Origin of the sequence: Massilia sp. UYP32 (assembly GCF_050434365.1) — a bacterium.
GTDB lineage: Bacteria > Pseudomonadota > Gammaproteobacteria > Burkholderiales > Burkholderiaceae_D > Telluria > Telluria timonae.
Genome location: NZ_JBNDIK010000023.1, coordinates 75,339 through 96,908, shown reverse-complemented (window position 1 = coordinate 96,908; position 21,570 = coordinate 75,339). Strand labels below are relative to the sequence as shown.

The 21,570-nt window shown below is 67.7% G+C and carries 14 protein-coding genes; 9 read left to right on the top strand and 5 right to left on the bottom strand.

Annotation, left to right across the window (positions count from 1 at the left end; all coding sequences use genetic code 11):
• The first annotated feature begins 29 nt into the window (after positions 1–29).
• Together ABIB42_RS18515 and ABIB42_RS18510 are read left to right on the top strand one after the other, a co-directional pair.
• Positions 30–2,807, top strand: a complete 2,778-nt coding sequence (locus ABIB42_RS18515) for a Tat pathway signal sequence domain protein (protein WP_429248780.1) — start codon at positions 30–32, stop codon at positions 2,805–2,807.
• A gap of 19 nt (positions 2,808–2,826) precedes the next feature.
• A complete protein-coding gene (locus tag ABIB42_RS18510; protein ID WP_429248779.1) occupies positions 2,827–4,125 on the top strand; it encodes a glycoside hydrolase family 28 protein in 1,299 nt (432 codons plus the stop codon).
• Positions 4,126–4,128: 3 nt separating this feature from the next.
• Here ABIB42_RS18510 and galK read toward each other — a convergent pair whose 3' ends face one another.
• From galK to ABIB42_RS18495, 3 genes are read right to left on the bottom strand one after another with little or no spacing between them, the layout of a single operon-like run.
• Complete coding sequence (gene galK / locus ABIB42_RS18505; protein WP_429248778.1) at positions 4,129–5,295, bottom strand: galactokinase; 1,167 nt, start codon at positions 5,293–5,295, stop codon at positions 4,129–4,131.
• Between the two features lie 7 nt (positions 5,296–5,302).
• On the bottom strand, positions 5,303–6,376 hold the full coding sequence (locus tag ABIB42_RS18500; protein WP_313634072.1) for a UDP-glucose--hexose-1-phosphate uridylyltransferase: 1,074 nt from the start codon (positions 6,374–6,376) through the stop codon (positions 5,303–5,305).
• A 33-nt stretch (positions 6,377–6,409) separates the two neighbouring features.
• Positions 6,410–8,080, bottom strand: a complete 1,671-nt coding sequence (locus tag ABIB42_RS18495; RefSeq protein ID WP_005667550.1) for a sodium:solute symporter family transporter — start codon at positions 8,078–8,080, stop codon at positions 6,410–6,412.
• A gap of 303 nt (positions 8,081–8,383) precedes the next feature.
• On the opposite strand from ABIB42_RS18495, the gene ABIB42_RS18490 reads away from it, so the two are divergent.
• The 6 genes from ABIB42_RS18490 (at position 8,384) to ABIB42_RS18465 (ending at position 17,310) form a co-directional block, all read left to right on the top strand.
• Positions 8,384–10,285 (top strand): type VI secretion system Vgr family protein, encoded by a 1,902-nt coding sequence (locus ABIB42_RS18490; RefSeq protein ID WP_429248777.1) that lies wholly within the window; start codon positions 8,384–8,386, stop codon positions 10,283–10,285.
• A 20-nt stretch (positions 10,286–10,305) separates the two neighbouring features.
• On the top strand, positions 10,306–10,755 hold the full coding sequence (locus tag ABIB42_RS18485) for a DcrB-related protein (protein WP_005667547.1): 450 nt from the start codon (positions 10,306–10,308) through the stop codon (positions 10,753–10,755).
• An 11-nt stretch (positions 10,756–10,766) separates the two neighbouring features.
• Positions 10,767–15,041 carry an RHS repeat-associated core domain-containing protein gene (locus ABIB42_RS18480; RefSeq protein ID WP_429248776.1) on the top strand — a complete coding sequence of 1,425 codons (4,275 nt, stop codon included), beginning with the start codon at positions 10,767–10,769 and terminating at the stop codon, positions 15,039–15,041.
• Positions 15,042–15,079: 38 nt separating this feature from the next.
• Positions 15,080–15,775, top strand: coding sequence for an Imm26 family immunity protein (locus ABIB42_RS18475; RefSeq protein ID WP_005667545.1), 696 nt, complete (start codon positions 15,080–15,082; stop codon positions 15,773–15,775).
• 111 nt (positions 15,776–15,886) lie between these two features.
• Entirely contained in the window at positions 15,887–16,459 is a 573-nt protein-coding gene (locus ABIB42_RS18470; protein ID WP_005667544.1) for a hypothetical protein, read from the top strand.
• A 332-nt stretch (positions 16,460–16,791) separates the two neighbouring features.
• Positions 16,792–17,310: a hypothetical protein gene (locus ABIB42_RS18465; RefSeq protein WP_219864289.1), complete on the top strand. Its 519-nt coding sequence runs from the start codon at positions 16,792–16,794 to the stop codon at positions 17,308–17,310.
• Between the two features lie 76 nt (positions 17,311–17,386).
• On the opposite strand, the gene ABIB42_RS18460 is transcribed toward ABIB42_RS18465, so the two are convergent.
• Together ABIB42_RS18460 and ABIB42_RS18455 are read right to left on the bottom strand one after the other, a co-directional pair.
• Positions 17,387–20,161, bottom strand: a complete 2,775-nt coding sequence (locus tag ABIB42_RS18460) for a glycosyl hydrolase 115 family protein (RefSeq protein ID WP_429248775.1) — start codon at positions 20,159–20,161, stop codon at positions 17,387–17,389.
• Positions 20,158–20,502 carry a hypothetical protein gene (locus ABIB42_RS18455; protein ID WP_429248774.1) on the bottom strand — a complete coding sequence of 115 codons (345 nt, stop codon included), beginning with the start codon at positions 20,500–20,502 and terminating at the stop codon, positions 20,158–20,160. Before ABIB42_RS18455 ends, ABIB42_RS18460 begins: the two co-directional genes overlap by 4 nt.
• A gap of 408 nt (positions 20,503–20,910) precedes the next feature.
• Here ABIB42_RS18455 and ABIB42_RS18450 point away from each other — a divergent pair, with 408 nt between their 5' ends.
• Positions 20,911–21,519: a hypothetical protein gene (locus ABIB42_RS18450; protein WP_005667540.1), complete on the top strand. Its 609-nt coding sequence runs from the start codon at positions 20,911–20,913 to the stop codon at positions 21,517–21,519.
• Positions 21,520–21,570: the final 51 nt, after the last annotated feature.

Here is a 21,570-nt window from a genome sequence, read left to right as displayed (position 1 = left end):
CCATCGCACTGAAATATCGGAGACGCCGCTTGCCACCATTCCTCCCTTCCCGCAGGCGTTTCGTGCAGATGGCGGCCGCGCTGGCCGCCGTGCCCGGCGCGCCGATCAATGCCCAGGCCGCGACCGCGAATGTCGGCGGCAAAGGCCAGCCGGTCGCAGGCACCGCGCTGCGCTGGCTCGATGGCCAGCCGCCGGCGCGCTTCGAAGGCGCGACCCTGGGCGTGCCCTGGCCGCGCGGCGCCCTGCGCCTGCCGGCCGACAAGACCCTGCGCTTTACCCTGGGCAGCAACGGGCCGGCGCTGCAATCGTGGCCGCTGGCCTACTGGCCGGACGGCTCGCTCAAGTGGACGGCGCATGCGGTGGCCGGCGGCGTGACCGCCTCCGGCTGGAATCTGGAAGCGGGCGCCGGCGCGGTGAAAGCAGGCGTTTCGGTCAGGCAGTCCGCCGACGCGCTGACGGTGAGTGCAGGCGAACTGACGTGGACCGTGCCGACGAGCGGCGAATACCTGGTCGAACGCGCGACCCGCGCCGGCCGCGTGACGATGCAGCACCTGCGCCTGGTCGCGCTGCGCCAGGACGGCGCCGAGCCGGAAGGCGCGGGCAGCGTGCGCCGCGAACTCTTCACCAGCAAGGTCACGCGCGTCACGCTGGAGCAGGAGGGGCCGGTGCGGGCCGTCGTCAAGCTCGACGGCGTGCACGCGGCGCGCGCGGCGCCCGGGCGCGACTGGCTCCCGTTCTCGGTGCGCCTGTACTTCTATGCCGGTTCGGACAGCGTGCGCATCGTTCACTCCTTCATCTATGACGGCGATCCGGCCCGGGATTTCATCGCAGGACTCGGCGTGACGGCGCGGGTAGCCATGCTCGACGCGACCCACGACCGCCACGTGCGCTTCGCCGGCGAAGGCGTCGGCGTGTGGGGCGAGGCGGTGCGGCCGGTGACCGGCCTGCGGCGCGATCCCGGCCAGGAATACAAGGACGCGCAGGTCGCCGGCAGGGCGCTGCCGCCACTGTCCGGCATGGCCAAGCCGGTGCAGGATGGCCTGCGCTGGATTCCCGAGTGGGGCGATTTTTCGCTCACCCAACCCACGCCGGACGGCTTCGTGCTGCGCAAGCGCACCCGCAGCGGGCATGCCTGGATCGACGCCAATGCCGGCGCACGGACGAAGGGACTGGTGTATGCCGGCGGCGCGACGGGCGGCGTGGCGCTCGGCTTCAAGGACTTCTGGCAGCGCACGCCCAGCCAGCTGGACGTGCGTAACGCTGCGACCGCCATGGCCGACGTCACCGCCTGGCTCTGGTCACCGTCAAGCCCGGCGATGGACATGCGCTCCTACCGCTCGGCCGACGGCATGGACACCTTCGAAGAACAGATCGCGGGCCTGAACATCACCTATGAGGATTACGAGCCGGGTTGGGACGCCTCGCCCGGTGTGGCGCGCACGACCGAGCTGCAATTGTGGGTGCTGGGCGCCACGCCTTCGCACCAGGATTTTTCAGGCATGGCCGAGCAGGTGGCCAATCCGGCCCGGCTGGTGCTGGCGCCGGCCCGCATCCACGCCTGCGGCGTGTTCGGCGACTGGGACGTGGTCGACCGCAGCACGCCGGCGCGCAGGCTGATCGAGGATCATCTCGCATTCAGGCTGGACCAGTACCTGCGCGAAGTCGAGCAGCACCGCTGGTATGGGTTCTGGTCGTACGGCGACGTGATGCACGCCTATGACAACGACCGCCACATGTGGCGCTACGATATCGGCGGCTATGCCTGGGACAATTCGGAGCTGTCGACCGACCTGTGGCTGTGGTACAGCTACCTGCGCACCGGCCGCGCCGACATCTTCAAGTTCGCCGAGGCGATGACGCGGCATACGGGCGAAGTGGACGTGTATCACGCCGGCCCGTTCAAGGGCTTCGGCACGCGCCATGGCGTGCAGCACTGGTCCGATTCGTCCAAGCAGCCGCGCGTGTCGAACGCCGCCTATCGGCGCATCCATTACTTCCTCACCGCCGACGAACGCACGGGCGACCTGATGCGCGAGCTGCTCGATTCCGACGCCGACCTGCACAAGGTCGATATCGGCCGCAAGCTGCGTCCGGGCGCCAAGCCAGGCGCGCTGCCGTCGGCCGGCAGGTCGGCCGATGCGCCGGCGCTGGTCGCCGCCTCGTTCGGCACCGTCTGGGGTTCGCTGGTCGCGGCCTGGCTGGCCGAATGGGAGCGCACGGGCGACACCCGCTGGCGCGACAAGATCGTGAACGGCATGCGCACCATCGGCGCGCTCGAGCGGCGCTGGTTCGCAGCAAGCGCGCCCTACGATCCCAGGACGGGCAAGTTCAGCGGGCCGGGCGACCAGGCCCGCATCTCGCAACTGAACGGCGTGTTCGGCGTGGTCGAGATGAGTTCCGAGCTCCTGACCCTGGTCGACGAACCCGGTTACCGCAAGGCCTGGCTCGAGTACTGTCGCTACTACAACGCACCGAAGGAAGAGTTGATCGCGCTGCTGGGCAGCGAGCCGCGCGGCCGGGCCCAGCCCGATTCGCACTCGCGCCTCTCCGCCTACGCCGCGCATCACGAGCGCGACCGGGCGCTGGCCCTGCGCGCCTGGCGCGAACTGTTCGCGTCCAACTTCATGAAGTCGCACGCGCAGGCTAGAAAGGTCGGGGGCGTCGCGGTCTTGCGCGAGCTCCACGAGCTGCCGAACATCGGCACCAACGGCTCGGCGCAGTGGAGCCTGGCCGCGATCCAGAACATGGCGCTGGTCGGGGACGCGCTGGACGAGGCGGCGCGCGCCGCCGGCCTGGTGGGACCATGACACGCAAGGAGACAAGATCATGCCGCACACGCATTCCACTCGCCGGCGCCTGACGCTCTCGCTCATGGCTGCGCCATTCTGCGCCGGCGCCGCGCCGGCCCTGGCTGCGGGCGCCGAGCGGTCCGACATCACGGCCTACGGCGCCGTGGCCGACGACAAGACCGTCAACACCGCCGCCATCCAGCAGACGATCGATGCGCTGGCCGCGCGCGGCGGCGGGACGGTGGTCGTGCCGCGCGGCGTCTTCGTCAGTGGGGCGTTGTTCTTCAAGCCCGGCGTCCACCTGCACCTGGCCAAGGGGGCGGTCCTCAAGTGCTCGACGGACCTGTCGCATTTTCCGGTCCGGCGCACCCGGATCGAGGGCCACTTCGCCGAGAACTTCAACCCGGCGCTGGTCAATGCCGACGGCTGCGACGGTTTCCATCTCAGCGGCGAGGGCACGCTCGACGGCGCCGGGCGCCCGATCTGGGATCGGTTCTGGACGCTGCGCAAGGCCTACAAGGATCCGGGCAACTTCCCGAACATCAGCGTCCCGCGCGCGCGCCTGGCCCTGATCGAGCGCTCGCGCGGCGTGACGGTCGAGGGCGTGACCTTCAAGGATTCGCAGTTCTGGAACCTGCACCTGTACCGCTGTCAGGACGTGACGGTGAAGCATGCGCGCTTCGTGGTGCCGGACGATTACGAGCAGGCGCCGAGCACCGACGGGATCGACCTCGACAGCTGTCAGCGGGTGACGATCGACGGTTGTTATTTTTCGGTGACCGACGACTGCATCGCCGCCAAGGGCTCCAAGGGACCGTTCGCGCTGCAGGACAAGGACAGCCCGCCGGTGGTCGGCGTCCATGTGCGCAACTGCGAATTCCGGCGCGGCCACAGCGTCATGACGCTGGGCAGCGAAGCGACCCTGGTGCGCGACATCCTGGTCGAGGATTGCCGGGTGACGGGCCACGTGCTCAACGTGGCGGTGCTCAAGCTGCGCCCGGACACGCCCCAGCACTACGAGAACGTTCACCTGCGCAAGCTGAGCCTGCAGTCGGAGCGCGGCGCCATCGTCTCGGTGCAGCCGTGGACGCAGTACGTGGACCTGAAGGGCGCGCCGCCGCCAAAGTCGATCGTGCGCAATATCCGGCTGGAGGACATCGAGGGTCGCTACGGCGGTTTCGGGCGCATCCGGCCGAATCCCGGCCAGACCGAGATCAGCGACATCGTGTTCAAGGACATCGCGCTCGCACTGCGCGACCCCAGGCCCGATATCGCCGGCGCCAGCGGCGTCCGGCTGGACAACGTGATCGTCAACGGCCGGAAGGTCTCGTTGTAGCGCCTACAGGCTGCCGGCGCCGGCCGCCGCGCGGCAGACGTGCACGGTGGCTTGCGCGCCGTTCGGCGCCCGGTAGTCGCGCGCCAGCGCCAGCCGCGCGACCTCCACCAATGCTTCCGGCACCAGCGCCACCACGCAGCCGCCGAAGCCGCCGCCGGTCATGCGCACGCCGCCGGCATCGCCGATCGCGTCCTTGACGATGTCGACCAGGCGGTCGATGGCGGGCACCGTGATCTCGAAATCGTCGCGCATCGACGCATGCGAGGCCGCCATCAGCTCGCCCATGCGCTCCAGGTCGCCGGCGGCCAGCGCCTCTGCCGCCGCGACGACGCGCGCATTCTCGCTGACGACGTGGCGCGCGCGGCGCAGCGCGACCGGATCGAGGCCGTCGCCTTTCTCCGCCAGCGTGGCCAGGTCGACGTCGCGCAGGGCCGGCACGCCGAAGTGGCGCGCCGCTTGCTCGCACTGCGCGCGGCGCGTGTTGTAGGCGCTGTCGACCAGGCCGCGCGTGATGTGCGATTCGACGATCATGATCGCCGCGCCGGCCGGGATCGGCACCGGGCTGACTTGCAGTGAACGGCAGTCGATCAGCAGCGCGTGGTCCTGGACGCCGCAGGCGGAGCTGATCTGGTCCATATTGCCGCACTTGCAGCCGACGAAGTCGTTCTCGGCGCGCTGGGCCACCAGCGCCGCCTCGATCGGGCCCAGGCCCGGGTGGTCGGGCAGGGTGGAGAACAGCGTGCACACCGCCACCGACAGCGAGGCCGAGGACGACAGGCCGGCGCCTTGCGGCACGTCGCCGGCGATGACCATGTCCATGCCGGGCAAGGAGTGGCCCGAGGGCTCGCGCTGCAGCAGCTCGTGCACCACGCCGCGCACGTAATTGGCCCACATCGGCGCGGCCAGGCGTTCGATCGGCGCGTCGAGCGCATATTCGTCGATGGCGTCGTCGTAGTCGGCGGCCACCACCCGCATGCGGCGGTCGGCGCGCGGGCGCGCCACGATCACCGTCCGGTAGCCGATGGCGCAGGGCAGCACCAGGCCGCCGTTGTAGTCGGTATGTTCGCCGATCAGGTTGACCCGGCCCGGGGCCTGGACCCGGATCGTGGCCGGCTGGCCGAAGGCGGCCAGGAAGACGTCGGCCGCTCTGGCCGTCAAAAGATCGCTCATCGTGCGCTCAAGGGTTGGAAGCGGGGGCATCGGGGGCGTCGAGGTAGTGCACCTCGTCGGAGACGGCGCGCAGCATGGCGGCCGCCTGTTCCGGCGTCAGGTCGCGCTGGGCCTCGGCCAGCATCTCGAAGCCGACCATGAACTTGCGCACCGAGGCCGAACGCAGCAGCGGCGGATGGAAGTGGGCATGCAGCTGCCAGGCCGGCCCGCCGTCGTCAGCGTCGTCTTGCCCGTAGGGCGCGCCGTGCCAGCCCATCGAATACGGGAACGAGGTCTGGAACAGGTTGTCGTAGCGGGTGGTCAGGCGCTTGAGGGCGAGCGCCAGGTCGGCGCGCTGCGCGTCGTCCAGGTCTTCCAGGCGCGCGACCTTGAAGCGCGGCAGCAGCAGCGTCTCGAACGGCCAGGCCGCCCAGTACGGCACCACGGCCAGCCAGTGCGCGGTCTCGACCACCACCCGCTCCTGTGCCTGCGCCTCGCGCTCCGCGACGTCGAGCAGCAGCGGACGGCCGTGCTCGGCGTGGTAGGCGCGCTGGTGGCGGTCTTCGCGCGCGGGCAGGTCGGGCAGGAAGCTGGTGGCCCAGACCTGGCCATGCGGGTGCGGGTTGGAGCAGCCCATCGCCGCCCCCTTGTTCTCGAACACCTGGACCCAGCGGTACCTGGCGCCCAGCTCGGCGGCTTGCTCGCACCAGGTGTCGACCACCTCGCGCAGCGCCGGCAGGGGCAGCTGCGGCAGCGATTTGGCGTGGTCGGGCGAGAAGCAGATCACGCGGCTGGTGCCGCGCGCGCTCATGTTCTGGAACAGCGGGTCGGCGCCCGGCGGCGCCTCCGGGGTGTCGGGTGTCAGGGCCGCGAAGTCGTTCGCGAACACATACGTGCCCTGGTAGTCGGGATTGCGCTCGCCATTGACGCGCACATTGCCGGCGCACAGGTAGCAGCCCGGGTCGTGCGCCGGCTTGGGGGCGCGGTCGGGGGCTTCCTGCTGCCCTTGCCAGGGGCGCTTGGCGCGGTGGGGAGACACAAGTACCCAGTCGCCGCCGAGCGGATCGTAACGGCGGTGCGGGTGGTCGGTAGGGTTGAACATCGCTTTCCTCGTCATGGTCGGTTGGCCTTGAGCTTACCACCCGATGCCATAGATGGCGACCAGCAGCACGCAGATCACGGCCGAGCCCAGCGCGAAGCCGCCATCGACGCGGAACAGCGAACGGTCGATGTGCATGCGCTTGAGCGCGCCGTCCTGCTCGGCCATCTTGCTCATCACGACCATGCCGATGACGACCATGATGAACACGATCAGCATGCGGTCGAGGAACGGGATCTCGTAGACACCGGCGCCGTTGTCGACCGCGAAGCCGATCGGCGCCAGGAACGACAGGTCCATCGCCAGCGGCAGGAACTTGAGGAACACCGAGAACACCAGGCCGCCGATGGTGGCGAACATCGCGGCCGCCGCCGTGGTCTTGCGCCAGTAGAAGCCGAGCAGGAACATCGCCAGGATGCCGGGCGAGACGAAGCCGGTGTATTCCTGGATGTACTGGAAGCCGCCTTTCTTGTCGATGCCCATCAGTGGCGCCAGCAGCACGGCAATGGCCATCGAGACTACCACCGACACCCGGCCGATCCACACCATCTTCTGTTCGCTGGCTTCGCGGTTGAAGTGCTTGTTGTAGATGTCGAGCGTGAAGATGGTGGCGATGCTGTTGGCCTTGCCGGCCAGCGAGGCCACCACGGCCGCCGTCAGCGCCGCGAAGGCCAGGCCCTTGATGCCGGCCGGGAGCAGGGCGAGCAGGGTCGGATAGGCGCGGTCCGGATTGAGCTCGCCGCCCGGGCGCATGGCGTCGCCCAGGGTGCCCGAGCGGTCGAGCGCATAGGCGGCGATGCCGGGCAAGACCACGATGATCGGCATCAGCAGTTTAAGGAAGCCGGCGAACAGCAGGCCCTTGCGCGCGGTGTGCAGGTCGGCGCCGAGCGCGCGCTGGATGATGTACTGGTTGCAGCCCCAGTAGTTGAGGTTCACGATCAGCATGCCGCCGATGATGGTCGACAGGCCCGGCAAGTCCATATAGCTCGGATTGTCGCGCGAGAGCACCATGTCGAAATGCTCGCCGGCGCGCACATACAGCTCGCTCATGCCGCGCAAGGCGCCCTGGCCGCCGGCCAGCGCCGCCACCAGGTCGAGCGCGATCCAGGTGGTGACCAGGCCGCCGATCACGAGGCACAGCACCTGCACCACGTCGGTGTAGCCGATCACCTTCATGCCGCCCAGCGTGATCACGGTGGCGAACAGCGCCAGGAACAGCATGCAGGCCATCACGTCCAGGCCCGCGATGCTGCTGATCGCCAGCGCGCCGAGGTAGAGGATGGCGGTGAGGTTCACCACCACGTAGAGGCCCAGCCAGAACACCGCCATGGTGGTGGCCACCGCCTTGCCGTAGCGCTGCTCGAGGAACTGCGGCATCGTGTAGATGCGGTTCTTGAGGTAGACCGGCATGAAGAACACGGCCACGATCACCAGCGTCACGGCCGCCATCAGTTCATAGACGGCGATCGCCATGCCGATGCGGTAGCCGGAGCCGCTCATGCCGATGAACTGCTCGGCCGAGATGTTCGAGGCGATCAGCGAGGCCCCGATCGCCCACCAGGTGAGGGACCCTTCCGCCAGGAAGAAATCGTGGGTGGCCTTGCCGCTGCTGCGCTTCTTGCGCCAGTAGATCCAGATGCCATAGGCCGAGATGGCCACGAAGTAAACCAGGAAGACGAAGGTGTCGAGCGTGGTGAATGGGGTCATGGGTCGATGTCTCTGTGCCGCCGGGGTCGATCGCCCCGGTCGTGTTCTCGATTAATCAGTCAGCCGGGCCCGGCGTTAGCCGCCGTGCCGTCGCCGCCGGCTCCGTAAAGACGCCGGCTCAGCGATAGTACCGCACGGCCGGCCGCCGGTCTGTTCAATCTGGTGATTGATCAGCAGACGGGCGGCAGTTGAGCGGAAGCAAAACTCGCGGTTGCTCACTATACCGTAAAACCTTGTCATAGAACTATTACGATTTTTGCAAGGCGATTACGCTGGGAAGCAGGCCATTGCCGGAGACATGCCATGCGCGATGCAACCCGCTTCCCCGAGCTTGCCAGCACGCTCAGCCAGCACAACCGCATCCTGCGGCTTTCCTTCCCGCATTGGGACGGCCCGGCCGCGCTGCTGCTGGTCGATACGCTGGAAGCGTCCGAAGGCCTGTCGCGGTCCTTCAGCTACACGCTCGGGCTGCTGTCCGACGACGCGCACATTGCGCTGAAAGACCTGCAGGGCAAGCTGGTGTGCGTGGAACTGGTGCGCCGCGACGGCACGCTGCGCCATTTCACGGGACGGGTATTCCGTTTCGCGCTGCTCAAGGTCGACGGTGGCTTCGCCTTCTACGAAGCACGGCTGGGACCATGGCTCGATTTTCTGGCGCTACGCAAGGACAACTACCTGTTCCACCACGCGAGCCTGTACGACCAGACGCGCAGCGTGTTCGCCGACTATGGCGTGCTGGCCGACTGGGACTGGCGCGTGAGGAGCGAAGAGCGCGTGATGACGCAGGCCTGCCAGTTCGACGAAAGCGACTTGAACTACCTGGCGCGGCGCTGGGCGGCGGCCGGGATCTACTACTGGTTCGAGCATGGCGCCGACGGCCACCGGCTGGTGCTGGCCGACGATTCGACGCGCGCCGCCGCCATCGACGGCGATCCGGCCGTCCCCTACCAGCGCCACGGCGGCGCGGTCGAGGAAGACGGCATCGGCGAGTGGTCGGCGGCGCGCCAACTGGTGCCTTCCAGCGTCGCCGTGAGCAGCTACGACTTCAGGAACGGCCGCGCGGCGCTGGCCTCGACCACGACCCTGAATCGCCAGGGCCAGGTGCCGGCGCTCGAATCCTACGACTATGCGGGAGCCTACGGCTTCGCCGGCCTGGCGGCGGGCGATGCGCTGGCGCGCCTGCGGATGGAGGAAGCCGAGGCGCGCGGCAAGCTGTTCGAGGGGGCGGGCAACAACCGCTGCCTGATGCCGGGCCGCTGGTTCCGCCTCGACGGCCACTTCGATACCGGCGGCGAGGGCGCCAGCGAGTTCCTCGTGCTCGACTGCCACCACCGCGCCACCAACAACTACCTGGCGCAGGACGAGGAACCGGCCTACGAGAACCGCGTCGCCTGCCAGCGCCGCGCGATCCCCTGGCGGCCGGGCCGCGGCTTTCATTGCGACGAGACCCGCATCTACGGCATCCAGAGCGCCACCGTGGTCGGCCCGCGCGGCGAAGAGATCCATACCGACGAATTCGGGCGGGTGCGCGTCCAGTTCCACTGGGACCGTGAAGGCCAACACGACGAGCGTAGCTCGGCCTGGATCCGCGTCGCCACCCCATGGGCCGGTTCCAACTTCGGCATGACCTCGATCCCGCGCATCGGCGCCGAGGTGATCGTGTCCTTCCTGGGCGGCGATCCGGACCGGCCGCTGATCACCGGCATGGTGCCGAACGCGCTGACGATGCCGCCGTGGGAACTCCCGGCCAACAAGACCCAGAGCGGCGTGCTGTCGCGCTCCTCGCCGGGCGGCGGCTACGACAACGCCAATGCGATCCGCTTCGAGGACAAGAAAGGCGGCGAGCAGCTGTGGGTCCAGGCCGAGCGCAACCTCGACACCGTGGTCAAGCACAGCGAAACCCGGACCGTCGGCGCCGACAGCAGCCTGCAGGTCGGCGGTACGCAAACGCAAGGCATCGGCGGGGACCGCACCCTCACGGTCGGCGGCGCGCAGACCCACACCATCCGGCGCGACCTGACGCTCAATGTGAGCGAAGGGCGCCACACCAGCACCGTCAAGGGCGACGTGAGCATCACCTCGCTCGACGGCGCGGTCACCGTCGTCTCGCCGCGCAAGATCACCTTCGCCGTCGGCGGCAGCACCATCACGTTGACGCCGGACGAGATCGTGATCAACGCGGGCAAGATTTTCCTCAATCCCTGAACCAGTCGAGCGAGGCATCCATGAGCGAGACGACAGTCCGAATCCACCTGCACGAGGGCAGCGTTGCGCTGCCGCCCGGCTTCGCGGACCGCAGCGCGAACCTGTTCGTGCCGGGCGACCCGCAGCGCCAGCCCAACCTGAGCATCGCGCGCGACTGGCTGGAGCGCGGGGAGACCCTGGGCGCCTACGTCGAGCGCCAGCTCGGCATGCTCAAGGCGCGGCTGCCGGGCCACAAGCTGCTGGCCCGGGACGAGGAGCGCCTCGGCCCGGGGCCACGAGCCCACGCCGGCATGCGCATCGACGCCCAATACCGCAGCGGCGCGCAACAGGTGCGCCAGCGCCAGGCCGCGTTCGACATCGGCGACGGCCGCGTGCTCGTGTTCAGCGCCGCGACGCCGGGCGCGTTCGACGACGCCTTCGAGGCGCTGTGGCGGGCCTGGCTGGATAGCTTCCAGCTCCAGGTGCGCTAGTGGCTGGCGCCATGTTCGAAGCCGCCCGCCTGACCGACCCGATCGCGCATACCTGCGCGCTCGAAGGCTTCCTGGTCGGGGCCGTGATCGGCATTGCGCTGATCGCCGCCGTGGCCTTCGCCACCTTTACCTGCGGCTTCGGCGTGGCGCTGCTGGCCGGCCTGGCCGCCGGGATCGGCGCGACCGCCATTCTCGGACTCGGGGAAGCGATCGGCCGGATGTTCTCGAATCCCTCCGGAACGCTCGGCAGCGCCTCGCCCGACGTCTTCGTCAACCGCCTCGGCGCGGCCTGCACCACCATGAGCACGGCCATCTGCGACAAGCACAATCCGGCGCCACTGGTGGCGGAGGGTTCCGGCTCGGTATTCATCAACGGCTTGCCGGCGGCCCGCAAGGACGACGCCATCACCTGCGGCGCGAAGATCGACGACGGCTCGCACGACGTGTTCATCGGCGGCGGCCGGGTCGGCTACCTGCCGGTCGAGGACGAGGTGCCCGAGTGGCTGCGCACGACGGTCGGCTGGGCCTTCGCCCTGGCGGGCCTGGTCGGCGGGCTGGCCGGACTGGTCAAGGCGGCCGGCGGCCTGTCGCGTGCGGTCGTGCCATGCGCGGCGAAGTTTATCGGCGGCTTCATGCTTGGCGAGGCGGTCGGCCATTATGTCGCCGAACCGGTGGTCAGACGCGTGATGGGAGGACTCTACGGCAGGCCGGTGGAGGTCGCGACCGGCCGCAAGGTGTTGCTGGCCCAGGACGAAGTCGATTTCGTGGTGCCGGGGCCGCTGCCGATCGTGTTGGCGCGCTTCTATGCGAGCGACCTCGCGCTGGATGCGAGCCCGGGTGGCGGCCTGGGCGCCGGCTGGGTGCTGCCATGGGAACTGCGCCTGCAGCGGCGCGACGAGCGGCTCTGGCTGCGCGACGCGCAGGGGCGCGAGACGGGCTTTCCGCCCATGGCGCCCGGACAGGCGCTGTACAGCGCGGGCGAACAGCGCTACCTGGTCCGCGCGCGCGACGGCCGCTACCTCATGGTCGACCTGAACGAGCGCTACTACGACTTCGGCCAGCTCGACCAGGGCCCGGATGCGGTGGCATGGTTGCAGCGCATCGAAGACCGCTGCGGGCAGTGGCAGGCATTCGCGCGCGACGACGCCGGGCGGGTGCGGGCGATCCGCGCCAGCGGTGGCCTGGACCTGCGCCTGGATTACTGCCCCGCGCACCCGGAGCGCCTGGCCGGCATCGTGCGCCTGGACGGCGACCCGCGCCAGCTGGTGCGCTACGACTACGATGCGCTCGGCCAGCTGGTCGCGGTGACCGATGCGAACGGGGCGGTCGTGCGCCGCTTCGGCTACCAGAACGGCGTGATGACGAGCCATACGGGCGCCCTGGGCCTGGTCTCGCACTACGCCTGGGCCGACATTGGCGGGCGCCAGCGCGTGGTCGCCTGCTGGTCCAGCGAAGGCGAGCGCGCCGGATTCACCTATGACCTTGAGGCGCGCCAGACCACGGTGCGCGATGAACTGGGCCGCGAGGCGTGCTGGCGCTACGACGAGCAGTTGCGGATCGTGGCCTGCACCGACCTCGATGGCGGCGCCTACCGGATACGCTACGACGACGCCGGCCAGCCCACCCACATCGCGCTGCCGGGCGAACGCAGCGTCGCTTTCGAGTATGACGCGGCGGGCCGGATCGTCCTGGAAACCGACCCGCTCGGACGGCGCACCGCGACCAGCTATGACGGCGACAGCCTGCGCGTCACGCAGACGATCCTGCCGGGCGGCGCGCGCTGGCGCGCCGGGTATGACCATCTCGGGCGCTTGCTGAACACGACCGATCCGCTGGGGCGCGTCGAGCGGCATGAGTACGCGCCGGGTCTTGGTCCGTGGCCGGTGGCGCATGTCGACGCGCGCGGCGCGCGCCGGACGATGGCCTGGAATGCGCTGGGACAGCTGACCGCCTACACGGACTGCTCCGGCAAGACCACCCGCTACGCTTATGATGCCGCCGGCTACCTGGAGACCGTGACGGATGCGTTGGGACAGCAAACGCGCTTCGAGCGCCTGCCGACCGGCGAGCCGGCCAGGATCATCCTGCCGGACGGCAGCGTGCAGGAGTTTGCGTACGACGCGGCCGGCCTGCCCGTCGGGCAGCGCTACAGGGAGGTCTCGATGCGCTGGCGCCGCAATGCGCGCGGCCAGGTGGTCGAGGCGCTCGATCCGGCCGAGCGGCGGCTGAGCTACCGCTACGATCCGCGCGGCCGCTTGGTCGAGCTGGCGTCCGGCCCCGACACCCGGTACGACTTCGCTTACGACAGCGGCGATCGGCTGGTGCGCGAGATAAGGCCGGATGGCGTGGAGCGGCAGCTGGGCTATGACGCCGCGGGCGAGCTGGTCGAACTCGAGAAGCTGGGCGCATCGGCGGGCGATCCGCTCGCCCGCGCGCGCCGCACCATGCGCTTCGAGCGCGACGGGATGGGCAGGCTGCTGCGCCAGACGTGCGCGACCTCGGTGTCCACCTATGCCTGGAACGATGCCGACCGGCTCGTCGCGGCGACCCGGGCGCCGCTCGCCGCCGGCAGCGCGCTTGGGGTGACGTCCAGCAGCGTCGGCTTCGACTACGACGTGGCCGGGCGCCTGCTGGCCGAGCACGGCGCCGAGGGCACGGTGCGTTATGAGCTGGATGAACTCGACAACCTCGCGGCCATCGACCTGCCGCATGGCCAGCGCATCGAGCAACTCTGTTATGGCGCGGGCCACGTGCACCAGGTGCGGGTGGGCGGGCGCGTGGTCAGCGACATCGAGCGCGACGACCTGCACCGCGAAATCCTGCGCACGCAGGGGCGCATCGTGCAGCGCACCGGTTACGACGTGCTCGGGCGGCGCAGCTGGCAGGCTGCGGGCCTGCTCGGTCATGCGCTCGGCCCCGGCGATGGGCAGCTGTGGCGCCGCTACCGCTACGACCTGCAGGGGGAGTTGGGAGAAGTGCACGACAGCGTCCGTGGCCGCATCGACTATCGCTACGACCGCGCCGGCCACCTGCTGCGCCAGAGCCGCGCGGCCGACCTGGAAGACGAGCGGTTCGCGTGGGACGCGGCCGGCAACCTGCTCGACGGCTCAGGGAAGGCGGGCGTGGACGGGAGCCGGGGCCGGGTCGAAGGCACCCGGCTCAAGGTCTGGCGCGATATCCGTTACGAGTACGACCCTTGGGGCAACGTCAGCCACAAGCGCAAGGGCGCGCGCCAGGATCAGCGCTTCACCTTCGACGCCGAGGACCGCCTGACGGGCGTGTGGACCGAGGATGCGCAGGGAGTGGTCGAGACGCGCTTCGAGTACGACCCGCTCGGCCGGCGCATCGCCTGCAGCGAAACACGGCGCGACGCCTCGGGACTGGCGCGCAGCCAGCGCCGGCGCTTCGTCTGGCAAGGGCTGCGCATGGCGCAGGAGGTGCGCGAGGGGAGCGTCAGCAGCTACGTGTACAGCCCGGATGCGATGTACACGCCGCTGGCGCGGGTGGATGCGGTCGTCGCCGGCGCCATCGCAGGTGTGACGATCGACAAGGCGCGCTCGTCGTCGAGGGTGTATCACTTCCACACCGATCCGGTGGGGACGCCGCTGGAGCTGACCGACGAGGCGGGAGAGCTGGCGTGGGCCGGGAAATACGGCGCCTGGGGCCGGGTGGAGCGCGGGGAAGATGCCATGCTGCTGGAGCGCACCGAGCAGCCGCTGCGCTATCCTGGGCAGTATGCGGACAAGGGGACGGGGCTGCATTACAACACGTTCAGGTATTACGATCCGGATGTGGGGAGGTTTGTCAGTCAGGATCCGATTGGGTTGTCAGGCGGTCTGAACCTGTACGCTTATGCGTTGAATCCAACTGCGTGGATCGATCCGTGGGGTTGGATCTCCGAAAGTGCTCCAGGCTACGCGGTATATGGCCTGTATGCGCCGGGCAGCGACAAACCTTACTATGTTGGCGTTACGGATGATCTGCTTCGGAGAAGCCGCGAGCATCGCTTGAGTGGACGAATGCCTGAGGGCGCCAAAATGAGCCCAATCGCGAGAAATGTCACTTATGGCACAGCCCGAGGCATTGAGCAGGCGCACATCGAGTACTTGGGTACCAAGACAGGAACCGTCGGGTTTGATTTGCAACAAGCAGTGACTTATGAACAGCGCGGAAATAAAGTGGCTTCATTCGCGCACGACAACACGACACGGCCTCGCGGTCGACAGGCCTATTTCGAGTCGGCATATCGAAACGCCCGTTCGACACTTGGTGGTGGGTGTGGGTAACCGAATGACCGGCATGGCGTACCAATCACGGAGGGAGTATGGGATGGTGGAGCGCGCAAGGCAGTACGGATGTGGTCATTGGTGACGCAGTGCTGGATTCGGTACGCCACTTTCTACATGATTTCAGTCTGGCGTATCAAGAAGATCTGTCGAGGCGGCCGTCGTTACAGGAACTGGAATACGCATTGGATCTTGCATTCAAGGCAAACCTGGATAACGACGTACTTGCTGGCTTCGACGAACTCGAGGTCAAGCAAGTTTCGATCAAGACGGCCAAGCGAAGGAAGAGGCAGAAAGTAACGCCAGGAGATATTTTCGCCTATAGACTCGACGATGGTAGATTCGGATTTGGCAGGATCGTTGCCAATGTCTCGATCGGCGCGATTGCGGAGATCTTTGATTATTTCTCGCGCCAGCCCATTTTCGACCACAGTAAAGAGAAAACGTGGCTGGTGCCGCCGGTCCCAATCGAGAGCTATTCTTTGTTGGAGGTCGGTGACCTGGGAGACTGGCGGATCATAGAGCACCAGACTGATTTCGTACCTGGGGACGAGTACGCCACATTGCGCTACGTGTATGGTACGCCGCCTTTCGCCCTGACCGTCACGGATATTTATGAGAACGAGAGGGAGATCGATATCCGCGAGGCAGAGGGGCTACCGAAATACGCCGCCTATGATGACTTCAATTTCAAAAAAATGATAGTTGATCATCTGAAAAAGCCAGAAGTTTGAACTCACCGTCGATGATGATTTGATCGAGTGCTTCTTGGGAATCAACGTCGGCGATAATCTCGATGGCCGTCTTGTCAGGCGTGGGGCGTGCATGCTCAGGAGGAATGCGGGATGCTGAAGAAGACCGGTTGCAAAGAAAACGATGTCGTCGTTCTCGAGATCGGTAATGAAGCGTTCACGCTTGCGCAGATGCGCAAGAACGGCATCATGCAGTTCTTCGACATTGTCCAGCCCAGGAACGCATGGGATGGCGTCGATCTGAATGACGTCCCCTCGCTATTTTTCATCTACGTCGCAGAGAAAAATCTGGATTCGCTGATCGTCGTTAAGCTCGGTCAGGCGGGAGTGATCCCGAGTTCCGCTCCTATTCCAATGGTGATGTTGAGCGCGGTGTTCAAGGGCGCCGGGACCTATGGCGCGGATCTGATCCGATTGACCGATCAGTTTTCGTCCTGTGGCGCCGCCATTATCAAGGCCGACCTCGATCCGAGAACGGATCTGGATGTGATTTATCGCCATGAGCTCAGCGGGGTGTATGGAGACGCCGGCAAGATCCGCAAGCGCCTGCGCAGATACTTCGCTACAGGGGTCAACTGGGATGATTCAAAGGAACTTCTGTTCAAGGGAATCGCGCTGCCCCCGCCGCACTATGGACAGTCGTCCGTGAGGCATACCAGTCAGTGAGTTCCTGCAATGGCAATGCAGGCAGAGGGCGAGGTGGCCGACGATGAGCCTTACACTGGTTCTAAATTGGGTGGTAAAGCGGGTCTTCTTCAGGCCGAGCCCCTCGGCTTGAACGACGAGTGTTTCGCGTTACAAATCTATGGAGCCAGGTTTCCTCATCCATTCCGGGGAGCTCTTGGCCTATCCGACGCAGTCGGCTATCTGTTCATCCGCCCGAAAGCAAGCCCGGGCGATCTGGGCAAGGACGCTGGAACATTCTTCGTCCAGACTACCTAGCCTAGTTGCTACAGCGAAGTCAATGTAGCCATATTCCAAAAAAAGGATGGAATCGGATGCAGAACTTTGAACTGATCGTCGACTTCAACGGGATTGTGATATTCGATCCCAGTGTCCTGGCGGGGTATTTTTGCGAGATTAATCTTGGCGATAATCTCTACGCGCGCTTCGTCGGATCGGATGAAGGAGAACGAGTGGTCGAGCAAGGGATCGTCCTGCCTGTTCTCGGCTTGGATGATGGTATCTACTCGATCATCCTGCGGACCGATAAGGAACCTCGAGGGATTGATCCGAAAACCATTATTGTTTCTAACGCTACGTTTCCATTAAAAATCGTCACCAAAGCCGTGATATCGGACATGGCAACGCTTCGAGAATGGGCCCCAGGAGAGAACTGGCGCGAAGTCATGCTCAGGCCAGGGAACTACGCCGTGACGGTCAATGGCTTTCGCGTGATCGCCCGGCGCGAAATCATCGACTTTGGTTTCGAGTTCGTGTTCGAAGAGACAGCAGAGCTACCGACATTGAGCGGAGCGCTCGAGAAGAACATGCAAGTGCTGGAACTGCCCGGCTGAAGCGATCGGTCCGACCTCGGCGCGCCGACACTGGCCGCCATGGTAGCCGCGATTGGCCACACTGCGCCATGCAGCGTCAGTCCATCGGCGGCATCCCATAGTACTCCGGCGCCCCATCCATCACCACGTCGACACGATCCAGCACCACGCCCGGATCGAGCGCATAGATGCGCACGGTGTGCACGCCTGGATCGAGCCGCGCCAGCGTGCTGCTGCGCACCGCCATATTGCCCAGCACATTGCGCTTCCATTCATCGCTGCGGCCGACCGTCGTGTAATCGAAGACCTCGAGCGGCCCATCGTCCAGCTGCACCGCGATGCGCAGGCGGTTCTCGGACGTCAGTGCATGCACGGGCACGGCGACCAGGCGCAGGGTAGCGCCGCCTTCGCTGCGGGTCTGGAAGCGGTACTCGAGCGGCGCCACGCCCGCGAGCGCGTCCACCCCGCGTGAAGGCAGCTCCAGGCGCGCGCGCATGGCCCTGCCGGACGTGCCGAGGCCGGGCAGGGCTTCCCAGTCGGATGACACCGGCACTGAAGCGCTGGCCGCCGGCAGCACGACGATGCGTTCGCGCTCGCCCGGCAGGCCACCGTCAAGGGCCTGCACCTGCAGGTTCACCTTCAGCGTCTGCGCGCCGCAACGCAGGGTGAGCGCGGGGTTGGCGCTTCCATCGACATGCAGGACCAGGCGCTGCTCGTGGCCGTTGCCGGCGTCGAGCCGGCCGGCCGCGAGGCTAGGGCGCACCCCGTGCGCCTCGGGACCGACCGACCAGGCCACATCCTGGCCGCCATGGCTGACCACCGTGAGCGTGCGGCTGACCGCACGCCCGGCCGGCACCACCAGCTGGTTTGCCTCGACCGAATGCGGTGCAGGGTATACCAGCCCGCAGCCGCGCCGCGTGGACGTGTCGTAGCTCGGGTACAGCGGTTCGGCGAACACCGGCAGCCGGCGCGGCGCGACGTCCATGAAATGGGCCCACTTGCCGTTGGCCAGCGTGTCATAGGCGGCGGCATCGGCCGCGATGGCGGCATGCGCCCGCCGCGCCTGGCGCACGTACAGGTTCGACGAGGGGCGCTGCTGGCGCGCGTACTCGGCGGCCAGATCGAGTTTCAGGATGCGCTCGTTCAGGCTGGCGCTGGAGCGCACCGGGTACAGCACCAGCTGGAAATAGGCGTCGTGCAGCAGCGACGGCAGCCGGGCCTGGAGCGCCTCGGCGCGGCGCACCAGCGCGCGGTAGGCCGCCAGACGCCGCTCGGCTTCCTCGCCGCCGGTGCGGATGTAGTCGGTCGCGCGCACCGGGCGCGTGGGTTCGGTCTGGCTCCAGCCCATGAATTCCGGGCGCCGTTCCCAGGCCAGGCGATAGTATTCGAGCTTGATCGCCGCGATCTCTTCGCCGTGAAAGGCGCCGAATTGCCGTCCGGCCCAGGCGGCCAGGTGGCGCGCCGGGTCCTGGCGCAGCACGCCGGCGTCGAAGGCGGCGTCGAGGAAGTACTCGGCCAGGTACTCGTTGGGCTTGATGTCGCCCACGTTCAGCATCCACAGGCGTTGCGCGCCGGTGGTCCAGGCGCGCTGGAGCTGGTCGCGGATCAGCGCCGGGTGGGTGGTGCCGAGCCACAGGTAGTCGTGCGGGCGGCCCCAGTACGACACGTGGTAATAGATGCCGTTGCCGCCGCCGCGCGCGCGTTCGCGCGCCGTGCCGAGCTGGTTCAGGTAGCCGTAGTTATCCTCCGGCCAGACCAGGGTGACGTCATCCGGCACCCGCAAGCCGCGGTTGTAGTAATCCAGCACCTCCTTGTACATCGTGAACGCTTGCGGGATGCGCTCGGCGCTCCGGCCCAGCGTGTGCGCCAGCATGGCGCGCTGCGATGCGATGACTTCCTCCACCGTGGCGCGGGCCTGGTCCGGTCCGCTGGCGCCTTCCATGGCCGAGTCGTGCACGCCGCGCAGGCCGAGGGTGTAGACGTTCTCGAAGCCCTTCACCTCGTCCACACGCTGCCGCCAGTAGCCCAGCAGCGCATCGCGGTTGGTGAACCAGTTGAATTCCCCGAAGCCGGCTTGCCATTCGCCGACGTTATTGCGCGCCATCGGCTCGGCGTGCGAAGTGCCGACCACGATCGCATGGTCGTCGGCCGCCTGGGCGTTGCCGGGGATCGTATAGAAGGCCCTGGTGCTGTCATGCATGGCCGGCCACAGCAAATTGGCCTTCAGGCGCCACATCAGCTCGAACACGCGGGCATAGGTGCGCGGGCCGATGTCCTTCGCGGGGTCATGCGTCCTGGCGGCCCACGGCTGCAAGCCCCAGTCTTCGTCGTTGATGAAGATGCCGCGCCAGGCTACCGACGGCGCGGCGGACAGGCGCGGCGCGCCGTCGAGCGCGAGCCCGGTCTTGCGCGCCGGCCTGACGTCGGCCCACCATTCCCACGCCGAAATCCCCAGTTCGCGCGAGGCGTCGACCACGCCATACACGGCGCCGCGCCGGTCGGCGCCGGCGATCAGCAGCACGTCGCGTCCGTCGGCGCGGCCCATGGAGCGGATGTAGCGCTCTCGTTGCCCGGCCAGCGGCGCCAGGTCGGCGCCGATGGCGCTGGCGACGTCGCGCACCAGCGCGGTGTCGGCGCTACCGACCACGATGCAGCGTTGCGGGCAGTCGCTCAACCCTTCCACGCGCCGGCCGGCGATGCCGGTCAGCGCGGCCAGGTCGCGGATCAGCAGATCGGCCGCCAGGCGAGAGGTGGCGCTGCCGTCGGTGACGAGCACGGGCAGGGCGCCATTGCGGTCCAGCGCGAATGGCCTGGCATGGGCGGCGCCGCTCGCCACCAGTGCGCCAAGCGCGAGCAGGGCGAGTATCTTCATCGACGCCTTATTGCGGATATTTCGGGCCGGTGGTCACGAACGCGCCGCCCTGCAGGAAGGTGCTCAGGTCGTCCTCCGCCGGATAGGCGAACGGCTGGCCGCCATCCAGGGTGAACCGCGCCGAAGTGCAGCTCCGCGTCGACGCTGTCGCACATGCGCATCACCTGCGCGCGGTCGGCCAGGTCGCACTGCACCACTTCCTCGTTCGCCCCGGCGAGGCCGATGTCGGCCACGTCGGCCAGGCGCACGACGTCGGCGAAGTCGTGCAGGCGCTTGCGCAGACAGCGGCCCAGGTTGCCGCCCGTGCCGGTGAAGAGGATGCGTTTGAAAGGTTTGCTCATGATCTCGGTGCCGGTAGATGAAAAAGCAGGTCGGTCGGAGCGCCATTACCGGATGATTCAGCGCGCCCGTCAATCCGGCCGGCGCGATCGGTCACGATGTTGAGTGATTCGCGCCCGGGCCGCACAGGCGGGGCCGGATGCTGAACAATACAGGCGCTGGCGTACGAAGACATCAGCTGGACCAGCATCGACGGATGGCGACACGCATGGATCGCACCGCATTGCCCATCCCGGGCGCCTTGGCCCTGGCGGCCCCGTCGATCGCGGCATCGGCATGCCTGCCTGGGCCGCCCGCACCCAGTACGATTTCTCCCCGGCTGGGAGCTGACGGTCGGCGACCCGCCGGCGCCTACCAGCCCGGTTTCCACGACGGCGCCAACCTGGCCCTGGTGCAGGCGGAGGCGGTCGATGCCGCCGGACGGCGCAATCCGGTTAGCGCTCGACAGCGTGCGGTTCGAACTGGCGGGGTCGGCCGAATGGCGCGGCGGCATCGCGCAGAGCGCCGGCAACCACGCGCTGCGGGCGCGCGCCGACGGCCTGGCGCCGGCCGGGCTCGCGCTGGCATCGACACCGGTCGCGGTGCCGGTGGCTGGCAGCACGGCGGCCAGCATCGGCGAGCGCGCCGCGCAGTCGGTCGACGATGACGAAACCACCAGCTGGGCCAACGCGCCCGGTGCGCCGGCCGAGATCACGTATCGCCTGGCGCGCCCGGCGTTGCTGCGCGAGCTGGTGCTGAAGCTGACCGGCTGGCGCGAGCGCAGCTATCCCTTGCGCGTGTTTGCCGCTGGCGCCGAGGTGTACCGGGGCACGACGCCGAAGAACCTCGGTTACGTCACCTTGCCGCTGGCGCCGCGCCACGGCAGCGAGGTGAGGATCGCGCTCGACGGGCAGGCCGATGACGCGGGGGCGATCCGGATGCTCGAAGTGGCCAACCAGGCCAACGCCGACACCGGCGCGCGGCAGGTGGCGCGTTCGCAGCTGTCGATCATCGAGGCCGAATTCTACGAGCTGCCGTGATGCGGGCGGTGCGGCGCGTGCGCCATGCAAACCCAGGGAATCGCTCAATCG